Source organism: Janthinobacterium sp. GMG2 (assembly GCF_033949445.1).
Taxonomy (GTDB): Bacteria; Pseudomonadota; Gammaproteobacteria; order Burkholderiales; family Burkholderiaceae_D; genus Janthinobacterium; species Janthinobacterium aestuarii.
On record NZ_JAXAWA010000001.1, the window covers coordinates 1 to 25,546 of the forward strand.

The following is a 25,546-nucleotide window of genomic DNA, read 5'->3' on the forward strand; positions in this document are numbered from 1 at the left end:
TCGAAAAAACCCCTTCCGGTGATCTGGTTGGGGTTTTTTTACGTCTGGTGGTTTTGTTGGGCGCCGCGGGTGCTTGTCGGCTTACGCTGCGCTAAGCCGACCTACGTTTATTGGATGGCGGGTAGGTCGGATTAGCGTAGCGTAATCCGACAAGTCGGCAGCCAAGTGACAAACGAAAAAAAGGCAGCGCTACGCGCTGCCTTTGTCATTTATCACCTTCATTAAAAGTGATAAGCGACTTTGACGTTCATGTAATTGACGCCGCTATTTGGTTTCTTGTAGCCGCCATTCGAGAAATGCTGGATCTTCGCAGCGACTTCCCATTTGTTATTGAAGACATAGCCGACGCCGATATGGTCGCCGAACTGGAAGTGGGTCGACAGGCGGTCATCGTCGTTGTTGTACAGTTTCGACAGCATGTGCACGCCAATGCCGGCTTCCGCATAAAAACCCAGCTTATTCGTATTTTCAAAGCGGAACACGGGGGTAAAGCCCAGATCCCACAGTTTTTGATGCTGGCCTGAGACATTCTGATAGCTCTTGGCATCCCAGCCGCCGATGCTGGCATCCCAGTAACCGCTCAGCTGCGTGCCATTCGATACAAACCAGGCTTTATCCCAGTTGGAGGTCACGCCGGCGCGTACCATTTGTACCTTCACGCCCTTGGCATATTCGCCGTAGACGGAGTCGATCAGTTTGTCGTCGGCGGCAAAGCCGGCGTTAGCCGCCATCAACGCGGCAACAGCGGCGATGGATTTGAGGAGATTCTTCTTGAAGGACATAGAGACTTTCATCGTAAAATTGGCCGTCAGGCTTGTCTTGTTAGCGCAGGCACCTAGTTTTGCACACTACTCCCGCCACCTGTTTGATCTCAGAGGTTGAATTGACATTGTCTACAAAAATCGCATTTCTCGGTATTGGCCTAATGGGAGGGCCGATGGTCCGGTGCCTGCTGCGCGCTGGATATTCTGTCACAATTTGGAATCGCACGCACAGCAAGGCCCAAGTCCTGCGTGCGGCAGGGGCGCAGCCGGCCGTTTCAGTGGCTGAGGCCGTCAACGGGGCGGACGTCGTCATCTCGATGCTGGAAGCTGGCCCTATCGTGGCGCAGGTGCTGCAAGAGGCGTTGCCGGCCTTGTCCACTGGTGCGCTCTGGATCGACATGAGTTCCACCAAGCAATCGGAAGCCCAGCAATTTCATGCCATTTTGCACGCTGCGGGGCATGGCTTCATCGATGCGCCCGTGTCCGGTGGCGTCGGTGGGGCGCAGGCAGGTACCCTGGCCATCATGGCCGGCGCCAGCGCCAGCGATTACACGAAGGTTGAAACGATTCTGTCAGCCATGGGACGCCCGACCCTGGTGGGGCCGGCCGGCAGTGGACAGGTGGCCAAGCTGTGCAATCAGCTGATCGTCGGCGCCACCTTGAATATCGTGGCTGAAGCGCTGTTGCTGGCCCAAGCGGCGGGCGCCGATGCGAGCGCCGTACGGGCGGCTATCCGCGGTGGTTTTGCCGAGAGCAAGATTCTGGAGGTGCATGGCCAGCGCATGTTGGAACGCAATTTTGTTGCTGGCGGCCAGGTGAAAAGCCAGATCAAGGATATGCACAACATCCTTGCGGCGGCCGAAGCAGCGCACGTGACTTTGCCGGTGACGCAACTGGTGACGCAGCGCTATGAAGCCCTCGCCGGCACCCACCCGACGGCCGATCACGCGGCCGCCTTGCTGGCCCTGGAAGCGTTGAATCCGGGCCAGCGCCTGGGCACCGGTCCGGATCAACTGAGCTGATTCAAGCGATGGGCAGGCTCGCTTCGGCCAGCTTGACCCAGAAACTGGCGCCGATCGGCAGCAGATTGTCGTTAAAGTCGTAGCTGCCATTGTGCAAGACGCACGGGCCCAGGCCGTGGCCGCCATCGCGGTGCTCGCCGTCGCCATTGCCGATGAAGATGTAGCAGCCGGCTTTTTCCTGCAGGAAGAAAGAAAAATCTTCCGCGCCCATGGTCGGTTCGACATTCGCGTTGACCTTGTCGGCGCCCACCACGCTTTTCATCACTTCGACGGCAAACGCCGTTTCTTTCGCATGGTTGACCAGCGGCGGATAGTTGCGCTTGAAGTGGAAATCGACTTCCGCGCCAAAGGCGGCGGCCGTGTGCACGGCGATCTCGCGCATGCGCTCTTCGATCAAGTCCAGCACGGGCTTGGTGAAAGTGCGCACGGTACCGACCAGGCTGGCGTCATCGGGAATCACATTGGTGGCGCTTCCCGCATGGATTTGCGTGATCGACAGCACGGCCGTGTCGAGCGGACTCTTGTTGCGCGTGATGACGGTTTGCCAGCTTTGCGCGATTTGCACGGCCACCATGACGGGGTCGATGCCCTTGTGGGGCTGGGCCGCATGGGCGCCCTTGCCTTTGACGGTGACGTGGAATTCATTGCTGGACGCCATCATGGGCCCTTCCACCACGCTCAGGGTGCCCGTTTCGGCGCCTGGCCAGTTGTGCATGCCGTAGATGGCATCCATGGGAAAGCGGGTAAACAAGCCATCCTCGATCATTTCGCGCGCGCCGGCGCCGCCTTCTTCCGCTGGCTGGAAAACCAGGTAGACCGTGCCATCAAAGTTCCGGTGCTGCGCCAGGTAATGGGCGGCGCCCAGCAGCATGGCCGTGTGGCCGTCGTGGCCGCAAGCGTGCATCTTGCCCGGGTGGCGTGAAGCATGCTCGAAGGTATTCATTTCCTGCATCGGCAAGGCATCCATGTCGGCGCGCAGGCCGATGGCGCGTGTCGACGTGCCATTTTTGATGATGCCGACCACGCCAGTACGGCCCAGGCCGCGTACCACGGGGATGCCCCATTCCGTCAGTTTGGCGGCGACCACGTCCGAAGTGCGCTGTTCTTCGTAGCACAGCTCGGGATGCGCGTGCAGGTCGCGGCGGATACCTTGCAGCTCGGATTGAAACGCCAAGATCGGATCAACTAGTTTCATGGGACTCTCCTGTGGATGCTGGCACGCAGCAATGTATGGCGCGCCGGACCGCGCTTGCTTGATCGAAAACAGGCGCGGCTAATAGTGCATTGTAGCCCTTGTTTGCCGGGTAAATCCAGCGCACGGACGTGCTTGCCACGGCGCCAACAGCAAGCGCGCGGAATGGTTTACAGTATCGCCTTCCCCCAACGTTTTTGGATTGCCCCATGACCACCACCCAAGTGCGCGCCGCCTGCCCGCTCGATTGCCCCGATACCTGCGCCTTGCTGGTCACCGTGACCGATGGGGTGGCCACGGCCGTCAAGGGCGATCCTGACCATCCGACCACGGCTGGCGTGCTGTGCACGAAAGTATCGCGCTTCACGGAGCGCACTTACCATGCGGACCGGCTGCTGCACCCGCTGCGCCGCGTGGGCAAGAAGGGCGAAGGCAAGTTCGAGCGCATCAGCTGGGAAGAAGCGCTGCAGACCATCGCCGCCCGCTTGAAACCGATCGCCGCGCGCGATCCGCAGGCGATCTTGCCTTACAGCTACTGCGGCACCATGGGCCTGGTGCAGGGTGAATCGATGTCGTCGCGCTTCTTCAACCAGCTCGGCGCTTCCCTGCTGGACCGCACCATCTGCGCCTCGGCCGGTGCCACGGGCTACCGCTACACGGTGGGCGCCAGCATCGGCACCGATATGGAGCAGTTCCAGAACGCGAAATTGATCATCATCTGGGGCGGCAACCCGATCGCCTCGAACCTGCACTTCTGGATGCGCGCGCAAGAGGCCAAGCGCAATGGCGCGACCCTGATCGCCATCGATCCCTACCGCTCGCTGACGGCCGAAAAATGCCACCAGCATATCGCCTTGCTGCCGGGTACCGATGCGGCCCTGGCGCTGGGCTTGATGCATGTGCTGATCACGGAAGACCTGGTCGATCACGACTATATCGCGCAGTACACCATCGGCTATGCGGAACTGAAACAGCGGACCCTGGAATGGCCGCCCGAGCGCGTGGCCGAGGTGTGCGGCATCACGGCCACGGAAGTGGTGGAACTGGCGCGCCTGTACGGCCAGGCATGCCGCTCCGGCGAGGGCGCCGCCATCCGCGCCAACTACGGCGTGCAGCGCGTGCATGGCGGCGGCATGGCCGTGCGCAATATCGCCTGCCTGCCCGCGCTGACGGGCGCCTGGCGCCATCCGGCCGGCGGCATGCAGTTGTCGAGCTCGGGTTCCTTCCCCGTCAACCGCAAGGCTTTGCAGCGCCCGGATTTATTGAAAGGCACGCCACGCACGATCAACATGAGCACCATTGGTGACGATTTATTGAAAGAAAGTTCCGCCGAGTTCGGCCCGCAAGTCGAGGCCGTGATCGTCTACAACTCGAATCCGCTGGCCGTGGCGCCGGACTCCTCGAAAGTGGCGCAGGGTTTTGCCCGCGAGGATTTGTTTACGGTCGTGCTCGAACACTTCCAGACCGATACCGTCGATTACGCCGACATCGTGTTGCCCGCCACCACGCAGCTGGAACACATCGATGCGCACTCCACCTACGGCCACCTGTACATGATGGCGAACAACGCGGCCGTGGCGCCGCTGGGCGAAGCGAAGGCGAATACGGAAATCTTCCGTTTGCTGGCGCAGCACATGGGCTTTGATGACCCGTGCTTCCAGGAAAGCGACGATGCGCTGGCAGCCAAGGCATTCGACACGACCGATGCGCGCGCCGTGCATTTCGACTGGGAATCGCTGAAACGCACGGGCTGGCAAAAGCTGGCCATGGCCGAGGCGCCATTTGCCCACGGTGGTTTCCCCACGCCATCAGGCAAGTGCGAGTTGTATTCGAGCGCCATGGCGCAGGCGGGACTCGATCCCCTGCCGGCGTATATCGCGCCGCACGAATCGCTGGCCAGCAATCCCTCGCTGGCGGCCCGTTATCCGCTGGCCATGATTTCCCCGCCGGCACGCAACTTCCTCAACTCCACCTTTGTGAACGTGAAAAGCTTGCGCGCGGCCGAAGGCGAGCCGCACCTTGACATCCATCCTGACGATTGCGCCGCGCGCGGCATCGCGGCTGGCGACATGGTACGCATCTTCAACGACCGCGGCAGCTTCGTGGCCAAGGCCAGGGTGACGGACAAGGCCAGACGCGGCCTGGTGGTGGGCTTGTCCGTATGGTGGAAGAAACTCGCCAGCGACGGCAAGAACGCCAATGAAGTGACGAGCCAGCGCCTGACGGACATGGGCCGCGCGCCGACCTTCTACGATACGCTGGTCGAAGTGGAAAAGGCTGGCTGACCATGGCGCGCTGGCCGGCCCGCTTGCTTGTCGGCATGCTGTGCCTGTCGCTGGGCGGGTGCACGCAGCTGCGCTACTACACGCAGGCGGCGCAGGGACAATATGCGCTGTGGTCCGGCGCGCGCCCCATCGGCGACTGGCTCGATGACCCGGCCACCGAGCCGCGCCTGAAAGTGCGCCTGGCCAAGGCGCAGCAGATTCGCCGCTTTGCCGTCAGCGAGCTGGATTTGCCGGACAATGGCAGCTACAAGAACTACGCCTCCCTGCGGCGCCCCTTCGTGCTGTGGAACGTGGTGGCCACGCCGGAATTGTCGCTGCAGCCGCTGCAATGGTGTTTCCCCATCGCCGGCTGCGTCAATTACCGCGGCTATTACAGCAAGGACGAGGCACTCGCGTATGCCGACGAGTTGCGTGCCCAGCATTACGACGTACAGGTGGGCGGCGTGCCCGCGTATTCGACGCTGGGCTGGTTCGACGATCCCTTGCTGTCGACCTTTATCAATTACAACGATGCGGAACTGGCGCGCCTGATCTTCCATGAACTGGCGCACCAGGTGGTGTACGTGCCCGGCGATTCGGCCTTCAACGAGTCGTTTGCCAGTGCCGTGGAAGAGGCGGGTGTGCAGCGCTGGCTGGCGCGCGAGGGCAATGACGCGATGCGCGCCGCGTACGACCAGTATGCGGCGCGGCGCCAGGATTTTTTGGCCCTGCTGTTGACATACCGGGGCGAACTGGAAGCCGTGTATGCGAGCGGCGCCAGCGATGCGGAGAAGCGCGCGCGCAAGGCGCAGGTGTTTGCGGCATTGCAAGATGCATATCAGGTACTCAAGCAAAACTGGGGTGGCTTTGCCGGTTACGACCGCTGGTTCGAGCAGCCATTGAGCAATGCACACCTGGCTTCCGTGTCTACCTACAATGAATTTTTGCCGGCCTTCAGAAAATTGCTGGAAGAAAAAAAGAACTTTCGTGCTTTTTATGCTGCAGTGCACACAATGGCCCAGATGAACAAGCCTGAGCGCAGGCGTGCGCTGGAACAATTGTCCAGCCCCTGACCCGTAAAGATTGTCCCGTACGCCGAGCCAGACGATCCTGCAACAGTGTATTTATCATGTTGCGTTGCAGCATAAAATACCCCTAGAGTTGCCGCTCGAATACTGTTGAAAGCGCTTGCATGGAAGCGCGGCGCCCGATAGCATCGCATTAGTAGCATAGAGCAATTGCTCGTCAGAATGCTCAAACTGACTGCAGGACAACAGAATCCGCAGCAATGATCCGCGCCGGCAGGGTGCGCCGGCTCCCCCACGATTATTCGAGACAAAGAGGCACAGGATGGAAAAAATTTGGCTGAAGTCGTATCCTCCCGGCGTCCCCGCCGACATCGATCCTGATCAATATCGTTCGCTGGTGCATCTGCTGGAAGAAGCGTTTCAAAAATATGCGGACCGCAATGCCTATGTCTGCATGGACAAATTTCTCACCTATGCCGAACTCGATACCTATTCGCGCCAGCTTGGTGCCTGGCTGCAAAGCCGTGGCTTGAAAAAGGGCGCCCGGGTGGCCCTGATGATGCCGAACGTGCTCCAGTATCCGGTTGCCATTGCCGCCGTCTTGCGCGCCGGCTACACGGTGGTCAACGTCAATCCTCTTTATACGCCGCGCGAACTCGAGCATCAGCTCAACGATTCGGGCAGCGAAGCGATCATCGTGCTGGAAAACTTTGCCCATACCTTGGAGCAAGTGCTGGCCAAGACGGCCGTCAAGCACATCATCGTTGCCAGCATGGGCGAAATGCTGGGCGGCTTGAAGGGCGCGATCGTCAATTTTGTCGTGCGCAACGTCAAGAAGATGGTGCCCGCGTATTCCTTGCCGAACGCCATGCGTTTCAAGCAGGCGCTGGCGCTGGGCAGCCGCATGAAACTCACGCCTGTCGAGCTGAGCATCAATGACGCTGCCTTCCTGCAATACACGGGCGGCACGACGGGCGTGTCGAAAGGCGCGACCTTGAGCCACCGCAATGTGATCGCCAATGTGCTGCAGAGCGAAGCATGGTCGGGCGCGGCGCTCGACCAGAACAGCAAGGAACAGATGATCGTCGTCTGCGCCTTGCCGCTGTACCATATCTTTGCCCTGACGGCGTGCGCGATGTGGGGCACGCGCGTGGGCGCGCTGAATATCCTGATCCCGAATCCACGCGATATCCCGGGCCTGATCAAGGAGCTGGGCAAGTACAAATTCAACCTGCTGCCAGCGGTCAATACCCTGTATAACGCGCTGGTGAACCATCCCGATTTCGCCAAGCTCGATTTCTCGGGCTTGAAGATCGCCAATGGCGGCGGCATGGCGGTGCAGCAAGCCGTCAACGATAAATGGCTGCAAGTGACGGGCGTGTCCATCATCGAAGGCTATGGCCTGTCGGAAACGTCGCCCGTCGCCACCTGCAACCGCGCCGATACCACGGTGTTTTCCGGCACCATCGGCTTGCCCGTGCCATCGACCGATATCGCCATCCTCGACGATGACGGCAAGGAAGTACCGCTGGGCCAGACGGGCGAAATCGCCATCCGCGGTCCGCAAGTGATGAGCGGCTACTGGAACCGTCCCGATGAAACGGCCAAGGTCATGACGCCTGATGGCTACTTCAAGTCGGGCGACGTGGGCATCATGGACGAGCGCGGTTACGTGAAGATCGTCGACCGCAAGAAAGACATGATCCTCGTCTCCGGCTTCAATGTGTATCCGAACGAAGTGGAAGCCGTCATCGCGGCCCATCCGGGCGTGCTCGAGTGCGCCTGCGTGGGCGTGCCGGACGAACACTCTGGCGAGGCCGTGAAGGTGTTTGTCGTGCGCAAGGATCCGAACCTGACCCAGGCAGTGTTGGCCGCGTATTGCAAGGAACAATTCACCGGCTACAAGCGGCCGAAATACATCGAGTTCCGCGATGAACTGCCGAAGACCAACGTCGGCAAGATTTTGCGTCGCGCCCTGCGTGACGAAACGAAGACAGCAGCATAAACAGTGCAGGGTGTGCGCATCAGGCTGCACACCCTTTCTACAGATAAAGATGAGGCATAGATGGACAAGATTTGGTTGAAGTCGTACCCGGACACCGTTCCCGCAGAGATTGATTGCACGCAATACCGTTCCGTCACGCATTTGCTGGAAGAGTCGTTCCAGAAATATGCGGACCGCAACGCGTTCGTGTGCATGGATAAATTCCTCACCTACCGCGAGCTCGACAAGCTGTCGCTGCAGATGGGCGCCTGGCTGCAAAGCAAGGGCCTGAAGACGGGTGCGCGCGTGGCGATCATGCTGCCGAACGTGCTGCAGTATCCGGTGGCCATGGCGGCGATTTTGCGCGCCGGCTACACGGTGGTCAACGTCAACCCGCTGTACACGCCCCGTGAATTGCAGCACCAGCTGATCGATTCGGGCAGCGAAGCGATCATCGTGCTGGAAAACTTCGCCACCACGGTCGAGCAGGTGTTGCCGCATACCCAGGTCAAGCACGTGATCGTTGCCACCATGGGCGACTTGCTGGGCGGACTGAAAGGCACCATCGTCAACTTCGTCGTGCGCAAGATCAAGAAAATGGTGCCCGCGTTTTCCTTGCCGGGCGCCATCAGTTTCAACAAGATGCTGGCCGAAGGCGCACGCTTGAGCCTGACGCCGGTGCAGCAGGGGCATGACGATATCGTCTTCCTGCAATACACGGGCGGCACGACGGGCGTGTCGAAAGGGGCGATGTTGTTGCACCGTAACGTGATCGCCAACGTGCTGCAAAACGAGGCGTGGATTTCGCCCGTGATGACCAAGGAAATGCGCGCTACCTCGATGGGATTCATGTGCGCCTTGCCCCTGTATCACATCTATTCGCTGACGGTCAGCGCGCTGATGGGCATGCGCGTGGGCGGCTTGAACGTGCTGATCCCTAACCCGCGCGACATCCCCGGTTTCGTCAAGGAATTGTCCAAGCACAAGATCGTCGTGTTCCCGGCCGTTAATACCTTGTACAACGCGCTGCTGAACAATGCCGACTTCGCCAAGCTCGATTTCTCCAGCTACAAAGTGTGCAATGGCGGCGGCATGGCCTTGCAGCGCAATGTGGCCGAACGCTGGCTGAAACTGACGGGCTGCCCGCTGATCGAAGGCTATGGCATGTCGGAAACGTCGCCCGTGGTGACGGGCAACCGCGTCGATATCACGGAATTTACGGGCACCATCGGCTTGCCTTTCCCGTCGACGGAAGTGGCGATTCTCAACGACGATGGCGTCGAAGTGCCGCTGGGCGAGCCGGGTGAGATCGCCGTGCGCGGTCCGCAAGTGATGGCCGGTTACTGGCAGCGTCCGGACGAGACGGCCAAGTCGATGACGGCAGACGGCTTTTTCAAGACGGGCGACGTGGGCGTCATGGATGAACGCGGCTATGTAAAAATCGTGGATCGCAAGAAGGACATGATCATCGTGTCCGGCTTCAATGTGTATCCGAACGAAGTGGAAGACGTGGTCGCTTCCTGCCCTGGCGTGCTCGAGTGCGCCTGCATCGGCGTGCCGGACGCCAACGCGGGTGAAGCCGTGAAAGTGTTTGTCGTGCGCAAGGATCCGAACCTGACGGTGGAACAGATCCGTGAGCATTGCAAGCATGAATTGACGGCCTACAAGAAACCGAAATACATCGAGTTCCGCGATGAATTGCCGAAGACCAATGTCGGCAAGATCTTGCGCCGTCAATTGCGCGATGAAAAGAAGGTTGCCTAGTTCGCCGCCAGGCTTGTCTCCGCCGCCAGCTTCCGGCCTGGCCGGGCGGGCAAGCCGAAGCAGGGGCGCAGCCAGTTCACCTTGCTGATCAGCAGCGACGTCCCCAGCCAGCAAGTCGCCACCGTGCCGGCCAGTATCAGTAGCGGCTCCACCACGGGGCCCAGCTTCAGGGGCACGAGCCAGTAGGCCAGCACGATGATTGCGCTCTGGTGCAATATGTACCAGGGAAAGACGGCCTGGCGCGCCCATGGCAGCCAGGCAAATGGTTTATTCAGCAAGGTGTGCGACCAGCCCAGAATGGCGCAGATGGCCAGCCACATATACAGGTTGCGCATGGGCCAGGAGCCGAACGAGGCCCAGGTCAGCAGATTCTCCGAATAAATCTGGTCGAACGCCATGTACACGGCAAACGCGCCCAGGCCCAGCCACAGCGTATGCCAGCGCAGGCGCGCCAGTTCCGCCCACAATCCCATGTCATTGCCCAGCCACCAGCCATACACGAACAGCGTGAAATACATGGCGTGCGCATACCAGTCGTGCACTACCGCATGGGTTTCCGGATAGCGCATTTTGAGGAAGACTGTCGCGGCCAGTGCGGGCAGGGCCGGCAAGACGAGCAAACGCCAGCCGCGCAGATGCTGGAAGTACGGTTTCATCCGCTCCAGCAGCGGCTGCAGCGCCACCAGCACGACGATGTACAGCAGCAAATACACGAGATACCACAGATGGTTCCAGGTAAAACCATATTGCCAGCCATCGAAGGCGCCTGCCGGCCAGGCGTAGCCGCCAAAATAATGGAGCAGGAATTGTCCATAACCAGGCTCGACCAGGCCCTTGCTGACGCCTTCGCAATATGGCTGGACGGGAATGATCACGGCCATGCCGAACAGCAGCGGCAACAGCAGGCGCTTGGTCCTGCGCCACAGGAAGGCGCCGCGCGAGGCTTGCGTCATCATCGCGCACGAGACGCCCGAGATGAGGAAGACGATTTCCATGCGCCAGCGGTTGAGGAAGACCAGCGGCATGTTCAAGGCATCGGTGGCGTAGCTGCTGTGCATGTGAAAATTCCATCCATCCATGTACAGCAGGGCGGTGTGATAGACAATCAGCAGGCTGAAGACGAGAAAGCGCAAGGCGTCGATATCGTGGCGGCGGGAGTCCATGGTCATGATCGTGGGCGAGTGATGAAGGAGGCCCCAGCATAGGCAGCGGCGGGGCTGCGAGCCAGTGAAATGGGACCAGTGGACGGCTGGCTGGGACGAATGGGTCGCTTGGGACGGGTGTAGGACCTTACAATCATGTAACCAATTTATCGTCCGAGCCCATGCACATCGCTTCCACTGATCTGTTGCAACGTTATCAACGCTGGCGCCGCGTGGCCGAGCCGGGATTCTGGATCGTGCTGACCCTGTTGCAGGCCAGCGTCAACAGCTGGCTCGTGTGGCTGGACCTGCGGCGCACCGGGGTCAATACGCCGTTCTGGGAAGTGGCCGTGTGGGAATGGAGCAGCAATCTCGTGCTGCTGGCGCTGGTGCCCGTGGTCGTGCTGGCGGGACAGTACCGGCCCCTGCACCTGGTGTTCCAGCGTCAGAACCTGCGCTGGCACCTGGCGGCGTCGGTCGTCTACAGCCTCGTGCATGTGGCGGCCATGGTGGCCCTGCGCAAGCTGGCGTACTGGAGTCAGGGCAGCGATTACGATTTCGGTAATTGGTGGCGCGAGCTGCCGTATGAATACCTGAAAGATGTGCGTGCTTACTTCCTCGTCTTGCTGGCCGTGGGCTTTTACCAGTTGCTGCTGATGCGCTGGCAAGGCGAGGCGACCCTGCTCGGCGAACCCGATGAAGGGCCGGCCGTGGAACCGGTAGAGCAGCCGGAACGCTTCCTCGTGCGCAAGCTGGGCAAGGATTTTTTGCTGCCCGCCGGCGACATTGAATGGATACAGGCCTGGGGCAATTATGTGAATTTGCACGTGCGTGGCCACGATTACCCGCTGCGCTCGACCATGGCCGCCATCGAGCGCCGCCTGGACGGCAAGCGGTTCGTGCGCGTGCACCGCAGCTATATCGTCAACCTCGATTTCGTGCAGGCAATCGCACCACTGGAATCGGGCGATGCGCGCGCCGTGCTGACCACGGGCGGCGAGGTGCCCGTCAGCCGGCGCTATCGCGAGGGCTTGAAAAGTAGTTGCTAGCTGCGTTGCACGCCCGCCTTGCCGTTCTGGACGGTAAAGCGGGCCAGTGTCGCGATGCTTGACGCGCTGTCGCGCACGTTCTCCAGGCCCTGGAACAAGGTCGTGGTTTTCTCCGGCGTGATCTCCATCAACATATAGCCGCGCTTGTCGCTGCGCCCGTAGCGGATGTGCGGATTCATCGCCACGTACTGTTCCGTGCGCGCCTGCGGGCGGGAACTCGAGGTGATCGAGGTGCCGCAAAACTCGGTGGCCAGCACGGGATTGTTCTTGCCGGTGGGCCGCATGGCGTTGAGGCTCAGCTCGCTCGCATAGAAAGTGTGCACGTCGCCCGACAGCACCAGCGGGTTGCTGGCCTTGCTGCTTTGCAAGGCGTCGAGCAGGTGCTGGCGCGCCATCGGATAGCCATCCCAGCCATCGGTCCAGACGCGTTCGTCGCCGGGCCGCAAAATCGGCACCTGGCTCGATTGCGCCATCAGGGTTTGCTGGGCCAGAATATTCCAGCGCGCGGGAGAATCATCGAGACCGGCTTGCAGCCAGCGCTGCTGTTCTTCGCCCAGCATCGTGCGTTGCGGTTTGCGCAGGTCGGGGCAATTGCGCGTGGTGACGGAATTGGAGCCGCCGCGGCCCGGCCTGGCGCACGCGTGATAGGCGCGGTATTGCCGGTCGTCCAGCATGTGGAAGCGCGCCAGGCGGCCCCAGTCGTAGCGCTGGTAGATGCGCATGTCGACAAAGCCCCGCCGCCCCAGCGGCAGCAAACGCAGCGGCATGTGTTCATAAAACGCCTGGTAGGCGGCCGCGCGGCGCTGCAAAAAGGTGGGCGTGAGCAACTCGTCGCGGTCATTGCCGTAATCGTTGGCCACTTCATGGTCGTCCCAGGTGACGATCCACGGCGCGGCCAGGTGCGCGCCCTGCAAGTCGCGGTCGCTCTTGTATTGCGCGTAGCGGGCGCGGTAGTCGTCCAGCGTAAAACTTTCATGCGTGCGCACGGCCCGGCCCGGGTGCTGCAACTGGTACGGCCCCCACTCATAGATGTAGTCGCCGAGGAAGGCCACCAGGTCGGGCGCCGCTGCGGCGATGTGCCGGTGCGCCGCATACGCGCCGAATTCCCAGTGCTGGCACGAGGCGACGGCCAGTTTCAGCGAGGAAGGCATGGCGCCGGACGCGGGCGCCGTGCGCGTGCGGCCCACGGGACTGACGGCGTCGCCCAGCATGAAACGGTACCAGTACCAGCGTCCGGGCGCGAGACCGCCCGCGTCGACGTGTACGCTGTGCGCGAGGGCGGGCATGGCCGTGGCTTGCCCCTTGGCGGCGATGCGGCGAAACGCTTCGTCTTCGGCCACTTCCCAGCGCACGTTCAGGGCGATGGCGGGCGTGGCGGCTGCGTGCAGCGGGTCGTGGCAGATGCGCGTCCACAGCACGACGGCGTCCGGCAAGGGTGAGCCGGAAGCGACACCGAGCGCAAACGGATAGCCGGCGCCATTCATGCGCGTGGCGGCGCTCGCGCTGGAACCGGACAGCACGCTGCCGGCCGCGGCCAGTGCCGTGATGCGCGCAGCGCTTTGCAGGAAAATGCGGCGCTGGCTATCCATGCTGTGGAATGATTGCAACAATCAAGACGACAGCAAGGTCTCGATCGGCGGCACCTTGCGCGGCTTGCGGTCGGAGTCCGTCGCCACGTAGATCAGGGTTGCTTCCGTGACTTTCACGATGCACGCCTGCAGGCGGTTGCGCTCGGCATATACCTCGACATTGACGGTGATCGAGGTGTTGCCGACCTTGACGATGTCGGCGTAGAAGGACAGCAGATCGCCGACGAAGACGGGGTTTTTGAAGACGAAGGAATTGACGGCAATGGTGGCGACGCGGCCGTTGGCGCGCCGCGTGGCCGGCAGGGAACCGGCGATATCGACCTGCGCCATGATCCAGCCGCCGAAGACGTCGCCGTACACATTGGCGTCGGACGGCGCGGGCATCATGCGCAATTCCGGCATTTTTCCGGCGGGCAGGCCGGAGGCGAGGCAGTTGTCGGGACGGTCTGGGGAGGTGCTCATCTTTTATTCTCATGAAAGGCTACAATTGCCCCGATTGAACCATAAAAAGCCGACCTTCGCCATGCGCCGTTCCCAGACTTCCCCTCCGCCCCGCTCGCCCGCTTCCGCCAGCCACAGCGATTTCGCCACCATCAAGACCTTGCTGCCATATCTCTGGGTCTACAAATGGCGGGTGCTGCTGGCGCTGCTATGCCTGGTGGGCGCCAAGCTGGCCAACGTGGGCGTGCCCCTGATCCTGAAAAAACTCGTCGACGCCATGACGATCACGGCGGCCCATCCGCAAGCGCTGCTGGTGCTGCCCGTCGGCTTGCTGGTGGCCTACGGCTTGCTGCGCCTGTCGACCACCTTGTTTACGGAACTGCGCGAATTCCTGTTCGCCCGGGTCACGCAGCGGGCCGTGCGCACCATCGCGCTGCAAGTGTTCCGCCACCTGCATGCGCTGTCCTTGCGCTTTCATTTGAACCGCCAGACGGGCGGCATGACGCGCGACATCGAACGGGGCACGCGCAGCGTCGGCTCGCTCATTTCCTACACCCTGTTCAACATCCTGCCGACCCTGGTGGAAATCACCCTCGTGCTCGGCTATCTGGTCTTGCATTACGACATCTGGTTCACCGTCATCACGGCGGTGGCGCTCGTGTCCTACATCGCATTTACCGTGCTGGTGACGAACTGGCGCACGCATTTCCGCCGCACCATGAACGACCTCGATTCGAAGGCCAATACCAAGGCCATCGATTCGCTGATCAACTATGAAACCGTCAAATATTTCGGCAACGAGGATTACGAAGCGAAGCGCTACGACGAAGGCTTGCAGCGCTATGAATCGGCGGCCGTGAAATCGCAGACTTCCTTGTCCCTGCTGAACACGGGCCAGTCCCTGATCATCGCCACGGCCGTCACCCTGATCCTGTGGCGCGCCACGGTGGGCGTGATCGCCGGCACGATGACCCTGGGCGACCTGGTGCTGGTGAACGCCTTCATGATCCAGCTGTATATCCCCCTCAATTTCCTGGGTGTGATTTACCGCGAAATCAAGCAAAGCCTGGCCGACATGGAACGCCTGTTTTCCTTGCTGAACGAAAACCGCGAAATCGCCGACACGCCGGAAGCGCAGCCGCTCGTCACGCGGGGCGCGGCCGTGCGCTTTGCCCACGTGGATTTCAGCTATGAAGCCAAGCGGCAAATCCTGTTCGACGTGGATTTCCAGATCCCCGCCGGCACGACGACAGCCGTGGTGGGCCACAGCGGCTCGGGCAAGTCGACCCTGTCGCGCTTGCTGTTCCGCTTCTATGAAGTCGATGGCGGCGGCATCACCATCGATGGCCAGGATTTGCGCAACATCACACAGGATTCCCTGCGCGCGGCCATCGGCATCGTGCCGCAGGATACGGTCTTGTTCAACGACACCATCGAATACAACATCGCCTACGGCAAGCCGGGCGCCAGCAAGGAGGCCATCGTGGCGGCGGCGAAAGCGGCATCGATCCATGATTTTATTGAAAGCTTGCCAGATGGCTACAACTCCATGGTGGGCGAGCGGGGCTTGAAATTGTCGGGCGGGGAAAAGCAGCGCGTGGCCATTGCCCGCACCTTGCTGAAAGACCCGGCGATATTGATCTTCGACGAAGCCACTTCAGCGCTCGACTCCAAGGCCGAACAGGCGATCCAGTCGCAGCTGAAGGACATCGCCAAGAACCGCACCACCCTGGTCATTGCGCACCGTTTGTCGACGGTGGCCGACGCCCAGCAAATCCTCGTACTCGACCACGGCCGCATCGTCGAGCGGGGCACGCATCCGCAATTGCTGGCGCTCGACGGCCTGTACGCGCAGATGTGGCAACGCCAGCAGGCGAACATGGACGATGAGGCGCAAGAGGATGAGTTGGCGGGTCTGGCGCCGGCAAAATAAATCGGGAATGTGAAATCAGTAGGAAAAATGCTACAGCCGCGCTGATTCCAGCGCGCGTATAGCGCCTATTTGCGGGCAATCGCAGAAAATGGCTGGTCGGGTGCTGAAAATGAAATAAAATTAATTCCAATGGTGGCGTCTGCACCACAGTTGTTTCGTTCGGAGTCCATCCGGTTTGTCCGCCCAGGAGAATTTATGAAATTGACCAAAATCATCGCCACGCTGCTCAGCGTCGGTGTCATCAGCAGCATGTCGCCAGTCCAGGCTCAGGAATTGACCGGCACCTTGGCCAAGATCAAGAAAGCCGGTTCCGTCACCCTCGGTGTGCGCGACGGCTCCGTGCCCTTCTCCTATCTCGACGACAAGCAGCAATACCAGGGTTATTCGATCGACCTGTGCATGAAAGTCGTCACGGCCCTGCAAAAGCACCTGGGCCTGAGCGAACTGAAAGTGGTGATGAGCCCCGTCACCTCGGCCAACCGCATCCCGCTGATGGCCAACGGCACCATCGACCTCGAATGCGGCTCGACGACGAACAACCTGGAGCGCCAGCAGCAAGTGGCATTCGCCCCGACCATGTTCGTTATCGGCAACCGCGTGCTGGCGAAAAAATCCTCGAACATCAAGACCCTGGAAGACTTGCGCGGCAAGACCTTGGTCGCTACCGCTGGCACGTCGACCATCAAGCAGATGACGATCCTGAACAAGGAAAAGAACCTGGGCATGAATATCGCCGTCGGCAAGGATCATCCCGAGTCGTTCCTGATGCTGGAAACGGGCCGCGCGGTGGCTGAAGCCAACGACGACATTTTGCTGGCGTCGCAAGTGGCCAACTCGAAAAACCCGAACGACTACGAAATCACCAAGGAAGCGCTGTCAGTCGAGCCGTACGGCATCATGCTGCGCAAGGGCGACCCGGCCTTCAAGAAAGTGGTCGACGATGCGCTGATCCGCCTGTACAAGAGCGACGACATCAACCGCATTTATGCGAAATGGTTTACCTCGCCGATCCCGCCGAAAAACATCAATCTGAAATTCCCCATGCCGCCGCAATTGAAGGCCGTGTTTGCCAATCCGACCGACTCCGGCGACCCTGCCGCGTATGCGGCCGTACCGGAAGCGCAGAAGACTTCGGACAAGCGGAAAAAGTAAAGATTGCGTAACAAACCGGGGGGCGCAAGCCTCCCGATTTATTTGCGGGACGGGTGGCCGGCTGGCCGCTGTCCTCGGGCTGCATGCGAAGGATGATCATGAATTACAACTGGAATTGGCGCATTTTCTGGGAGATTTCTCCCGATGGCGTGGGCACGTATATGGACACCCTGTGGTCCGGCCTGACCTGGACCCTGGCCACGGCCGGTGCGGCGTGGATCATGGCGCTGATCTTGGGCCTGGTGATCGGCACCATCCGCACCTTGCCGAACAAATGGCTGGTGGGCGTGGCCAATGCCTACGTCGAATTGTTCCGCAACGTGCCGCTGCTGGTGCAGATGTTCCTCTGGTATTTCGTCATGCCGGAACTGCTGCCGCCGGACCTCGGTGCCTGGGTCAAGTCGCTGCCGAACGCGCCGTTCGTCACGGCCGTGCTGTGCCTGGGGTTCTTTACCTCCTCGCGCGTGGCCGTGCAGGTGACGACGGGTATCGAGGCGCTGCCGCGCGGGCAGAAACTGGCCGGCACGGCGCTGGGCTTGACCCTGCCGCAAACCTACCGCTTCATTTTGCTGCCGATGGCCGCGCGCGTCATCATGCCGCCGCTGACCAGCGAATTTTTGAACATCATCAAGAACAGTTCCGTGGCCCTGACCATCGGCCTGATCGAGCTGACGGCCAGCGCGCGCGCCATCCAGGAGTTTTCCTTCCAGGTGTTCGAAGCGTTTTCGGCCGCCACCATCATCTACGTCGTCGTCAACCTGCTGGTGGTGGTGCTGATGCACCTGATCGAGAAAAAGGTCGCCATCCCGGGCTTCATCGTCGCTGGCGCCAAGACGGGAGGACATTGATATGTTAGGCAATTTCGACTTCGATGTCATCTCCCGCTCGTGGGTCTACCTGTTCCAGACCGGCATGGTGTTCACCCTGAAACTGACGGCGCTGTCCATGGTCGGCGGTATCGTGCTCGGTACCCTGCTGGCGCTGATGCGCTTGTCCGGCAGCCGCCTCATCTCGGGCGTGGCATCGAGCTACGTCAATCTGATACGCTCGATTCCGCTGGTGCTGGTGATCTTCTGGTTCTACTTCCTGGTGCCGTATATCGCGGCCTGGATCATCGGCGCCAACGAGCCCGTGAAAGTGGGCGCGTTTTCTTCCGCGCTGATCACCTTCATCATGTTCGAGGCGGCCTACTATTGCGAGATCATGCGCAGCGGCATACAGTCGATCCCGCGCGGCCAGGTATGGGCCGGCCAAGCACTGGGCATGAACTACTCGCAGACCATGGCCTTCATCGTGCTGCCGCAGGCGTTCCGCAACATGATTCCCGTGCTGCTGACGCAGACCATCGTGCTGTTCCAGGACGTGTCGCTCGTGTACGTGCTGTCGATCCCCGATTTCGTCGGCGCCGCATCAAAAATCGCCCAGCGCGACGGCCGCCTGGTGGAGATGTACGTGTTTGTCGCCGTCGTGTATTTCGTGCTGTGCTATGCCTTGTCGTTCCTGGTAAAACGCCTGCAGAAACGCGTCGCCATCATTCGCTAACCGTAAAAGAAAGAACAAGATGATTGAACTCAATAACGTCAGCAAATGGTATGGCCAGTTCCAGGTACTGACCGATTGCACCACCAACGTCGCCAAGGGTGACGTGATGGTCATTTGCGGCCCGTCGGGCTCCGGCAAGTCGACCCTGATCAAGACCGTCAACGGCCTCGAACCGATCCAGCAGGGGCAGATCATCGTCGACGGCATCAGCGTCAACCACCCGAAGACGAATCTGTCGAAACTGCGCGCGCGCATCGGCATGGTGTTCCAGAATTTCGAGCTGTTCCCGCATCTGTCGATCCGCGAAAACCTCACCATCGGCCAGATCAAGGTGCTGGGTCGCAGCGCCGACGAAGCCAATGCCAAGGGCTTGAAATACCTGGACCGCGTGGGCCTGCTGTCGCAGCAGGACAAGTTCCCCGGCCAGCTGTCGGGCGGCCAGCAGCAGCGCGTGGCGATCGCCCGCGCGCTGTCGATGGACCCGATCGCCATGCTGTTCGACGAACCGACATCGGCGCTCGATCCGGAGATGATCAACGAGGTGCTTGACGTGATGGTTGGCCTGGCGCAGGAAGGCATGACGATGATGGTCGTCACGCACGAAATGGGCTTTGCCAAGCGCGTGGCCAACCGCATCGTCTTCATGGACCAGGGAAAAATCATCGAAGATTGCAGCAAGGATGACTTCTTCAATACGACGCGCTCGGACCGCGCACGCGATTTCCTCGCCAAGATCATCCATTAATTTTTCATCACGTTGAAGTAGAGTACGAATGCCTGACATGAAACAACTAGCCGGCGCCATGCTGGCGCTGGGCCTGCTCGCCCATGCCCATGCGGCCGACAAGATCGCCGTTGACATCGCCCTGCGCGGCGCCACCGTGATCGACGTGGCCGCAGGCAAGGCGGTCAAGGGCAAGACCGTGCTGCTCAAGGGCGACAGCATCGTCGCCGTCGTCTATGACGCGCAGCTGCACAGCTACGCGCCGAAGCGGACGATTCGCCTGCCCGGCAAATATCTGATGCCGGGCCTGTGGGATACGCACGTGCATTTCGGCGGCGGCCCCGAGCTGATCGACGAGAACAAGCAGCTGCTGCCTTTGTACCTGGCGCACGGCATCACCACGGTGCGCGACTGCTCGGGCGACTTGCCCGACACGGTGCTGGCATGGCGCCAGCAGATCAACGCGGGCCAGCTGGAAGGCCCGACGATTTTTACGTCCGGCGCCAAACTCGAAGGCATCAAGCCGCTGTGGAAGGGCACCATCGAAGTGGGCACGCCGCAGGAAGTCACGCGCGCGCTCGACGGCCTGCAGGCGCAGCAGGTCGACTTCGTGAAGATCACGGAAAACACCCTGAAGCCGGAGCTGTACCTGGAAGCGTTGCGCCAGGCGCGCGAACGGGGCATGCGCACGTCGGGCCATATCCCCGTGCAGCTCACATTGGAGCAGATGGCCGATGCGGGCCTGGGCACGATCGAGCATCAATCGTATTTGCTGCGCGCCACCACGCCGCGCGAGCAGGAGCTGACGGCCAAGGTGGCGGCCGGCGCGATGACGGGCAAGGAAGCCATGCAGGCCAGCGTGCAAAGCTACGACGAGCCGACGGCGCGCAAGGCCTTCAGCTACCTGGCCGCGCGCGGCACGGCCATCGTGCCGACCCTGTGGGGCTCGCGCGTGACGGCGTACCTGGACCGCGAAGACCACACGCACGACACTGCTCTGCAATACATCGGCAAGGGTTTGCGCGCCACCTACGACTGGCGCGTGCAGCGCGCCGCCAAGGATGGTCCGGAAGCGATCGTCCAGCGCCACGCGCAGTTCGAGCAATCGGCAAAGCTGCTGCCCCTTTTGCAGCAGCAGGGCGTGAGCATCATCGCCGGCACCGATGCGGGCTTCTTGAATTCCTTCGACTATCCGGGCCAGGCCCTGCACGATGAAATCGGCCTGTACGTGCAGTACGGCCTGACGCCGCAGCAAGCCTTGCAGTCGGCCGTCATCAACGGTCCCCGCTTCCTGGGCAAGCTGGACCGCTACGGCAGCGTGGCGGCAGGCAAGGCGGCCGACCTGCTGGTGCTCGACGCAAACCCGCTGCAAGACATCGGCGCCACGCGCCAGATCCGCCTGGTGGTCAGCCGTGGCCACGTCTACGACCGCGCCGCGCTGGACCGGATGCTGGCCGAACTGCGCGCCTGGGTGGCAAAGCAGGAGACGGCGCCGGCCAAGTCCTGATGTTCCTCTTTTTTATGCCACAAGCGGCCGGGTGATACCGGCCGTTTTGTTGTCAGGCAGGCAGCAAGCGCAGACGCCCATTGACTGCGAGGCCGCCCCGCGGCTGGTAAAATGGCGCTATTCGCAATGACCGCCTGAGAGCAGCCGCCATGTCCACACTCGATCACACCCCAGCCTCCATCACCATCACCCGTCCGGATGACTGGCATTTGCACCTGCGCGACGGCGCCGTCATGGCCAGCGTGCTGCCGCACAGCGCGCGCCAGTTCGGCCGCGCCATCGTCATGCCGAACCTGAAACCGCCCGTCACCACCACTGCCGATGCCAGTGCCTACCGCGAGCGCATCCTGGCCGCCGTGCCGCAAGGCGTGAACTTCGATCCGCTGATGGTGCTGTACCTGACGAACAACACCTCGCCCGACGAAATCCGCCGCGCGCAGGACAGCGGCATCGTGCAAGCCGTGAAACTGTACCCGGCTGGCGCGACCACCAATTCCGACCTGGGCGTGACGGATCTGAAAAACTGCTACAAGGTGCTCGAAGTGATGCAGGAAGTGGGCATGCCCTTCCTCGTGCACGGCGAAGTGACGGATCCTGAAATCGATATTTTCGACCGCGAAGCCGTCTTCATCGAGCGCGTGATGCGCCCGCTGCGCAGCGCCTTCCCGGCCCTGTCCGTCGTGTTCGAACACATCACCACCAAGGATGCGGCACAGTACGTGGCCGAAGCGGAAGGCCCGATTGCCGCCACCATCACGGCGCATCATCTGCTGTACAACCGCAACGAGATTTTCAAGGGCGGCATCCGTCCCCATTACTACTGCCTGCCTATCTTGAAGCGCGAAGAGCACCGCCTGGCACTGATGACGGCCGCCGCCAGCGGCGACGAGCGCTTCTTCCTCGGCACGGATTCGGCGCCGCACGCGCAAGGCGCCAAGGAAATGGCTTGCGGCTGCGCCGGTTGCTATACGGCCCTGCACGCGATGGAAATGTATGCGGAAGCGTTCGAACGTGCCGGCGCGCTCGATAAACTCGAAGCGTTCGCCAGCTTCCACGGCCCGGCTTTCTACGGCGTGCCGCGCAATACGGACACCATCACCCTGAAACGCGAAAGCTGGACCTTGCCGGCCTCGCTGCCGCTGGGCGACAGCCACGTGATTCCGCTCAACGCGGGCGAGCAGATCAACTGGAAAATGGTCTAAGCGTTCATGCTGCCATCGATAGACTGGACCCGCCCCTGGTTTGCCACGGTGCTGCCGGCGCGACGGCAGCTGGACCTGCAGCGCGACACGGTGATTGCCGCGCTCAATGGACGGGCGCGGGCGCTGGATTTGCGCAATCCATCGGGCCTGCCGCTGGCCTTCGTGCCGCAAGCGGACCTGCCCGAAGGCGTGGCCTACGAGGAGTTCATCGGCGCGACGGGAGGCGTGCCCACGCGCGACAATCTGCACGATTTTTTCAACGCGCTCGTGTGGCTGACCTTCCCCCGCATCAAGCGTCAATTGAATGCGCTGCAGGCGGCGCAGATCGCCCTGTCCGGCGTGGGCAAATCGCGCGGTCCCGCACGCGATGGCGCGACGATTTTTGACGAGAATTCCGCCTTGCTGGTGCTGCGCGACAGCAACGCGGGGCGTGCGCTGGACGCGGCCTTGCGCGGGCACGACTGGCGCAGCGCGTTCATTGCGCAGCGCGAGAAATTTGTCGCGGGCGGCGACGCCGATGTCTGGCTGTTCGGCCACGCGCTGATGGAAAAACTGGTGGCGCCGCGCAAGGCCATCACGGCGCACACGCGCGTGATCTTCGCCGGCGACGCCTATTTCACCCTGGACGATGTGGCACGGCGCGCCTGGCTCGACGAGCGGGTGGCGCAAGACCTGGCGCAGCAAGGTCTGACCACGGCGGACTTCACGCCGCTGCCCGTGCTTGGCTTGCCTGGCTGGTGTGAAGACCAGGACGACGATTTTTACAATGACGCGGCGGTGTTCCGCCCGAAGCGCAAGATGGCTGGCGCAGAAAGAGATCAATAGCATGGAAAACACCGTCCGCTGGGGCATCCTCGGCACCGGCAAGATCGCCCGCGCGATGGCCAATGGCTTGCGCGATGCGCCCGGTGCGCAACTGGTAGCGGTCGCCTCGCGCAGCAGCGCCGGTGCGCAGGCCTTCGGCGCCGAATTCGGCATCGAACATTGCCATGGCTCCTACCAGGCGTTGGCTGACGATCCTGGCGTGGACGTGATCTACATCGCCACACCGCACACCCTGCATGCGGAAAATGCCTTGCTGTGCCTGGCCGCCGGCAAGCACGTCGTCTGCGAAAAACCGTTCACCATGAATGCGCGCGAAGCGCAGGCCGTGGTCGATATGGCGCGCGAGAAAAAACTGTTTTTGATGGAGGCCATGTGGAGCCGTTTCCTGCCCGCCGTGCAGGAAGCGCAACGCATCATCGCCAGCGGCGAGATCGGCGTGCTGCGGCAGGTGCAGGCCGATATCGGCTTTGTCGCCAATTTCCCGCCCGAGCACCGCATGTTCAATCCGGAGCTGGGCGGCGGCGCATTGCTCGATGTGGGCATCTATCCGCTGTCGATGGCGGCCTTCTTCCTCGGCCCCGTATCGCAGGTGCAGGCGCTGGCCGAAATGGGCGCCACCGGCGTCGATGAGCAGGTCGTGTTCTCGCTGCTGCATGCGGGCGGCGGCACCTCGTCCTGCGCCTGCAGCCTGCGCGCGCAGACGCCGACGGAAATGACCATTTCCGGCAGCCTGGGACGCATCCGGCTGCCCAACCGTTTTTACAAGCCCGATCACCTGATTGTCGAAATGATGGACGGCGAACGCCGCGTCGTCGCCGCCCCCCACTTGGGCAATGGCTATGCGCACGAGGCCATCGAGGCGATGCGCTGCATCCGCGCCGGCCTGCTGGAAAGCCCCCTCATGCCGCACGCCGACAGCGTGGCGCTGATGCGCAATCTCGACACCATGCGCGGCCAGATCGGCCTCGTCTACCAAGCCGACCAGGCGTGAACAGGAATCCCATGACATTGCACTCATCCCGTCCCAGCCTGAAAACTGTCCTCATCGCCAGCGGCGTCGTCCTGACCCTGGCGATGGGCGTGCGCCACGGCCTGGGTTTCTGGATGCAGCCGATCTCGCAAGCCAATGGCTGGACGCGCGAAACGTATTCGCTGGCACTGGCCATGCAAAACCTGATGTGGGGCGTCTTCGGCCCGTTCGCCGGCATGGCGGCCGACCGCTTCGGCACCATGCGCGTCGTCATCGTCGGTGCCATCAGCTACATGGCGGGCCTCGTGTGGATGGCGCTCGTGACGCAGCCCACCCTGTTCATCGTCGGCTCCGGCATCTTCATCGGCCTGGCGCTGGCCTGTACGGCTTTTGGCGCCATCAGCGGCATCATCGGGCGCAGCGCGCCGCCCGAGCAGCGCTCGTGGGCCTTCGGCATTTCGTCGGCGGCCGGCTCGTTCGGCCAGTTCCTGATGATGCCCGTCGAGCAGCAGCTGATCTCCGCCGTGGGCTGGCAAAACGCCTTTTATGTGCTGGCCGCGCTGGTGCTGCTGGCGATGATCCCGATGGCCTTCTACCTGCGCGAGCCGCCCGTCTCGCACGCCAGCGGCCCGCAGCAAAGCGTGGGCGCCGCCTTCAGCGAAGCGATCGCCAGCCGCTCGTTCTGGCTGCTGTTGGCCGGTTATTTTGTCTGCGGTTTCCAGCTGGTCTTCATCGGCGTACACTTGCCGGCCTACCTGAAGGACCAGGGCCTGATGAACCCGAACGTCGCCGTCACGGCGCTGGCCCTGATCGGCCTGTTCAACATCGTCGGCTCCTACTATGCGGGCAAACTCGGCGGCAAGATCGCCAAGCGCTACCTGCTGTCGGCCATCTACGTGACGCGTGCCGTGGTCATCACCGCGTTCCTGCTGGCGCCATTGTCGGCGTGGTCCGTGTATCTGTTCGCCGCCGGCATGGGCGTGTTGTGGCTGTCGACCGTGCCGCTGACGAACGGCATCATCGCCGGCATCTTCGGCGTGAAGCATCTGTCGATGCTGGCCGGGATGGTGTTCTTCTCGCACCAGGTGGGCAGTTTCCTCGGCGCCTGGCTGGGCGGCTATCTGTACGAGCACCAGGGCAGTTACCACATCGTGTGGATGATCACCATCGGCCTGGGCTTGCTGGCCGCGCTGATCAACCTGCCCATCGACGAGCGCGCCGTCAAGCGCGTGGCGGTGGCCGCGTAATGGCCAGCTGGCGCACATGGCTGTGGCGCCTGGCTGGCGCCGCGCTGCTGGCCATTGTCTTCCTCGCCTATCTGCGGCCCGACTTCATGCTCGACCTGGCGAACCGCTTCTGGATGTGCATGTAGGCTGCGTGGGCGCAAGGTGGTTTGCGTGAAGTCGGATTACGCTACGCTAATCCGACCTACCCGACCTGCCGCCGCGTATA

22 protein-coding genes are annotated in these 25,546 nt (G+C 61.8%); 17 read left to right on the top strand and 5 right to left on the bottom strand.

The genetic code is table 11. From position 1 onward, the window contains the following. Nucleotides 1–221: 221 nt before the first annotated feature. Nucleotides 222–782 (bottom strand): acyloxyacyl hydrolase, encoded by a 561-nt coding sequence (locus tag SKZ59_RS00005; RefSeq protein WP_034745449.1) that lies wholly within the window; start codon nucleotides 780–782, stop codon nucleotides 222–224. Between the two features lie 107 nt (nucleotides 783–889). On the opposite strand from SKZ59_RS00005, the gene SKZ59_RS00010 reads away from it, so the two are divergent. Further along, nucleotides 890–1,786 (top strand): NAD(P)-dependent oxidoreductase, encoded by an 897-nt coding sequence (locus tag SKZ59_RS00010; protein ID WP_413774519.1) that lies wholly within the window; start codon nucleotides 890–892, stop codon nucleotides 1,784–1,786. A gap of 1 nt (nucleotide 1,787) precedes the next feature. Here SKZ59_RS00010 and SKZ59_RS00015 read toward each other — a convergent pair whose 3' ends face one another. Next, the gene (locus SKZ59_RS00015; protein WP_219328130.1) at nucleotides 1,788–2,981 is read right to left on the bottom strand and encodes a M20 aminoacylase family protein; all 1,194 of its coding nucleotides are present in this window, start codon (nucleotides 2,979–2,981) and stop codon (nucleotides 1,788–1,790) included. Nucleotides 2,982–3,187: 206 nt separating this feature from the next. Between SKZ59_RS00015 and SKZ59_RS00020 the strand changes: the two genes are divergently transcribed. The 4 genes from SKZ59_RS00020 to SKZ59_RS00035 all read left to right on the top strand — a co-directional run bounded on the left by SKZ59_RS00020 (nucleotide 3,188) and on the right by SKZ59_RS00035 (nucleotide 10,018). Beyond that, nucleotides 3,188–5,263, top strand: a complete 2,076-nt coding sequence (locus SKZ59_RS00020; RefSeq protein WP_319990452.1) for a molybdopterin oxidoreductase family protein — start codon at nucleotides 3,188–3,190, stop codon at nucleotides 5,261–5,263. 2 nt (nucleotides 5,264–5,265) lie between these two features. Further along, entirely contained in the window at nucleotides 5,266–6,315 is a 1,050-nt protein-coding gene (locus SKZ59_RS00025; RefSeq protein WP_319990453.1) for an aminopeptidase, read from the top strand. Nucleotides 6,316–6,592: 277 nt separating this feature from the next. After that, nucleotides 6,593–8,275: a long-chain fatty acid--CoA ligase gene (locus SKZ59_RS00030; protein ID WP_034745464.1), complete on the top strand. Its 1,683-nt coding sequence runs from the start codon at nucleotides 6,593–6,595 to the stop codon at nucleotides 8,273–8,275. 60 nt (nucleotides 8,276–8,335) lie between these two features. Beyond that, complete coding sequence (locus SKZ59_RS00035) at nucleotides 8,336–10,018, top strand: long-chain-fatty-acid--CoA ligase (protein ID WP_319990454.1); 1,683 nt, start codon at nucleotides 8,336–8,338, stop codon at nucleotides 10,016–10,018. On the opposite strand, the gene SKZ59_RS00040 is transcribed toward SKZ59_RS00035, so the two are convergent. Next, nucleotides 10,015–11,181: an acyltransferase family protein gene (locus SKZ59_RS00040; RefSeq protein ID WP_319990455.1), complete on the bottom strand. Its 1,167-nt coding sequence runs from the start codon at nucleotides 11,179–11,181 to the stop codon at nucleotides 10,015–10,017. The genes SKZ59_RS00035 and SKZ59_RS00040 overlap by 4 nt on opposite strands. A 161-nt stretch (nucleotides 11,182–11,342) precedes the next feature. Between SKZ59_RS00040 and SKZ59_RS00045 the strand changes: the two genes are divergently transcribed. Continuing rightward, nucleotides 11,343–12,209: a LytTR family DNA-binding domain-containing protein gene (locus tag SKZ59_RS00045; RefSeq protein WP_319990456.1), complete on the top strand. Its 867-nt coding sequence runs from the start codon at nucleotides 11,343–11,345 to the stop codon at nucleotides 12,207–12,209. Here SKZ59_RS00045 and SKZ59_RS00050 read toward each other — a convergent pair. Then, nucleotides 12,206–13,798: an alkaline phosphatase D family protein gene (locus SKZ59_RS00050; RefSeq protein WP_319990457.1), complete on the bottom strand. Its 1,593-nt coding sequence runs from the start codon at nucleotides 13,796–13,798 to the stop codon at nucleotides 12,206–12,208. The two genes, SKZ59_RS00045 and SKZ59_RS00050, sit on opposite strands and share 4 nt — an antisense overlap. A gap of 21 nt (nucleotides 13,799–13,819) precedes the next feature. Next, nucleotides 13,820–14,185, bottom strand: a complete 366-nt coding sequence (locus tag SKZ59_RS00055) for an acyl-CoA thioesterase (RefSeq protein ID WP_223278886.1) — start codon at nucleotides 14,183–14,185, stop codon at nucleotides 13,820–13,822. Between the two features lie 136 nt (nucleotides 14,186–14,321). Between SKZ59_RS00055 and SKZ59_RS00060 the strand changes: the two genes are divergently transcribed. From SKZ59_RS00060 to SKZ59_RS00110, 11 genes are all read left to right on the top strand, one after another. Next, a complete protein-coding gene (locus tag SKZ59_RS00060; protein WP_034747574.1) occupies nucleotides 14,322–16,172 on the top strand; it encodes an ABCB family ABC transporter ATP-binding protein/permease in 1,851 nt (616 codons plus the stop codon). Between the two features lie 195 nt (nucleotides 16,173–16,367). Beyond that, nucleotides 16,368–17,324 (top strand): amino acid ABC transporter substrate-binding protein, encoded by a 957-nt coding sequence (locus SKZ59_RS00065; protein WP_034745472.1) that lies wholly within the window; start codon nucleotides 16,368–16,370, stop codon nucleotides 17,322–17,324. Between the two features lie 98 nt (nucleotides 17,325–17,422). Continuing rightward, nucleotides 17,423–18,172, top strand: coding sequence for an amino acid ABC transporter permease (locus SKZ59_RS00070; protein ID WP_070303009.1), 750 nt, complete (start codon nucleotides 17,423–17,425; stop codon nucleotides 18,170–18,172). Between the two features lies 1 nt (nucleotide 18,173). Further along, nucleotides 18,174–18,866, top strand: coding sequence for an amino acid ABC transporter permease (locus SKZ59_RS00075; protein ID WP_034745474.1), 693 nt, complete (start codon nucleotides 18,174–18,176; stop codon nucleotides 18,864–18,866). A 19-nt stretch (nucleotides 18,867–18,885) separates the two neighbouring features. Further along, nucleotides 18,886–19,611 carry an amino acid ABC transporter ATP-binding protein gene (locus SKZ59_RS00080; protein WP_034745477.1) on the top strand — a complete coding sequence of 242 codons (726 nt, stop codon included), beginning with the start codon at nucleotides 18,886–18,888 and terminating at the stop codon, nucleotides 19,609–19,611. 37 nt (nucleotides 19,612–19,648) lie between these two features. Then, nucleotides 19,649–21,097 carry an amidohydrolase family protein gene (locus SKZ59_RS00085; protein ID WP_319990458.1) on the top strand — a complete coding sequence of 483 codons (1,449 nt, stop codon included), beginning with the start codon at nucleotides 19,649–19,651 and terminating at the stop codon, nucleotides 21,095–21,097. 149 nt (nucleotides 21,098–21,246) lie between these two features. After that, a complete protein-coding gene (gene pyrC, locus SKZ59_RS00090; protein WP_034745484.1) occupies nucleotides 21,247–22,299 on the top strand; it encodes a dihydroorotase in 1,053 nt (350 codons plus the stop codon). Nucleotides 22,300–22,305: 6 nt separating this feature from the next. Further along, entirely contained in the window at nucleotides 22,306–23,124 is an 819-nt protein-coding gene (locus tag SKZ59_RS00095) for a DUF3025 domain-containing protein (protein WP_319990459.1), read from the top strand. 1 nt (nucleotide 23,125) lies between these two features. Then, nucleotides 23,126–24,115, top strand: a complete 990-nt coding sequence (locus SKZ59_RS00100) for a Gfo/Idh/MocA family oxidoreductase (protein ID WP_319990460.1) — start codon at nucleotides 23,126–23,128, stop codon at nucleotides 24,113–24,115. Between the two features lie 11 nt (nucleotides 24,116–24,126). After that, nucleotides 24,127–25,341 carry an MFS transporter gene (locus tag SKZ59_RS00105; RefSeq protein WP_080698372.1) on the top strand — a complete coding sequence of 405 codons (1,215 nt, stop codon included), beginning with the start codon at nucleotides 24,127–24,129 and terminating at the stop codon, nucleotides 25,339–25,341. Further along, complete coding sequence (locus SKZ59_RS00110; RefSeq protein ID WP_257620246.1) at nucleotides 25,341–25,466, top strand: hypothetical protein; 126 nt, start codon at nucleotides 25,341–25,343, stop codon at nucleotides 25,464–25,466. Before SKZ59_RS00105 ends, SKZ59_RS00110 begins: the two co-directional genes overlap by 1 nt. The last annotated feature ends 80 nt before the right edge of the window (nucleotides 25,467–25,546 follow it).

Excerpts from the sequence above, each read along its gene's own strand:
- SKZ59_RS00045 (WP_319990456.1), top strand. The coding sequence starts at position 11,343 with ATGCACATCGCTTCCACTGATCTGTTGCAACGTTATCAACGCTGGCGC.
- SKZ59_RS00100 (WP_319990460.1), top strand. The coding sequence starts at position 23,126 with ATGGAAAACACCGTCCGCTGGGGCATCCTCGGCACCGGCAAGATCGCC.
- SKZ59_RS00080 (WP_034745477.1), top strand. The coding sequence starts at position 18,886 with ATGATTGAACTCAATAACGTCAGCAAATGGTATGGCCAGTTCCAGGTA.
- SKZ59_RS00030 (WP_034745464.1), top strand. The coding sequence starts at position 6,593 with ATGGAAAAAATTTGGCTGAAGTCGTATCCTCCCGGCGTCCCCGCCGAC.
- SKZ59_RS00040 (WP_319990455.1), bottom strand. The coding sequence starts at position 11,181 with ATGGACTCCCGCCGCCACGATATCGACGCCTTGCGCTTTCTCGTCTTC.
- SKZ59_RS00035 (WP_319990454.1), top strand. The coding sequence starts at position 8,336 with ATGGACAAGATTTGGTTGAAGTCGTACCCGGACACCGTTCCCGCAGAG.
- SKZ59_RS00075 (WP_034745474.1), top strand. The coding sequence starts at position 18,174 with ATGTTAGGCAATTTCGACTTCGATGTCATCTCCCGCTCGTGGGTCTAC.
- SKZ59_RS00020 (WP_319990452.1), top strand. The coding sequence starts at position 3,188 with ATGACCACCACCCAAGTGCGCGCCGCCTGCCCGCTCGATTGCCCCGAT.
- SKZ59_RS00015 (WP_219328130.1), bottom strand. The coding sequence starts at position 2,981 with ATGAAACTAGTTGATCCGATCTTGGCGTTTCAATCCGAGCTGCAAGGT.
- SKZ59_RS00005 (WP_034745449.1), bottom strand. The coding sequence starts at position 782 with ATGTCCTTCAAGAAGAATCTCCTCAAATCCATCGCCGCTGTTGCCGCG.
- pyrC (WP_034745484.1), top strand. The coding sequence starts at position 21,247 with ATGTCCACACTCGATCACACCCCAGCCTCCATCACCATCACCCGTCCG.
- SKZ59_RS00070 (WP_070303009.1), top strand. The coding sequence starts at position 17,423 with ATGAATTACAACTGGAATTGGCGCATTTTCTGGGAGATTTCTCCCGAT.
- SKZ59_RS00085 (WP_319990458.1), top strand. The coding sequence starts at position 19,649 with ATGAAACAACTAGCCGGCGCCATGCTGGCGCTGGGCCTGCTCGCCCAT.
- SKZ59_RS00065 (WP_034745472.1), top strand. The coding sequence starts at position 16,368 with ATGAAATTGACCAAAATCATCGCCACGCTGCTCAGCGTCGGTGTCATC.
- SKZ59_RS00110 (WP_257620246.1), top strand. The coding sequence starts at position 25,341 with ATGGCCAGCTGGCGCACATGGCTGTGGCGCCTGGCTGGCGCCGCGCTG.
- SKZ59_RS00050 (WP_319990457.1), bottom strand. The coding sequence starts at position 13,798 with ATGGATAGCCAGCGCCGCATTTTCCTGCAAAGCGCTGCGCGCATCACG.
- SKZ59_RS00060 (WP_034747574.1), top strand. The coding sequence starts at position 14,322 with ATGCGCCGTTCCCAGACTTCCCCTCCGCCCCGCTCGCCCGCTTCCGCC.
- SKZ59_RS00095 (WP_319990459.1), top strand. The coding sequence starts at position 22,306 with ATGCTGCCATCGATAGACTGGACCCGCCCCTGGTTTGCCACGGTGCTG.
- SKZ59_RS00105 (WP_080698372.1), top strand. The coding sequence starts at position 24,127 with ATGACATTGCACTCATCCCGTCCCAGCCTGAAAACTGTCCTCATCGCC.
- SKZ59_RS00025 (WP_319990453.1), top strand. The coding sequence starts at position 5,266 with ATGGCGCGCTGGCCGGCCCGCTTGCTTGTCGGCATGCTGTGCCTGTCG.
- SKZ59_RS00055 (WP_223278886.1), bottom strand. The coding sequence starts at position 14,185 with ATGATGCCCGCGCCGTCCGACGCCAATGTGTACGGCGACGTCTTCGGC.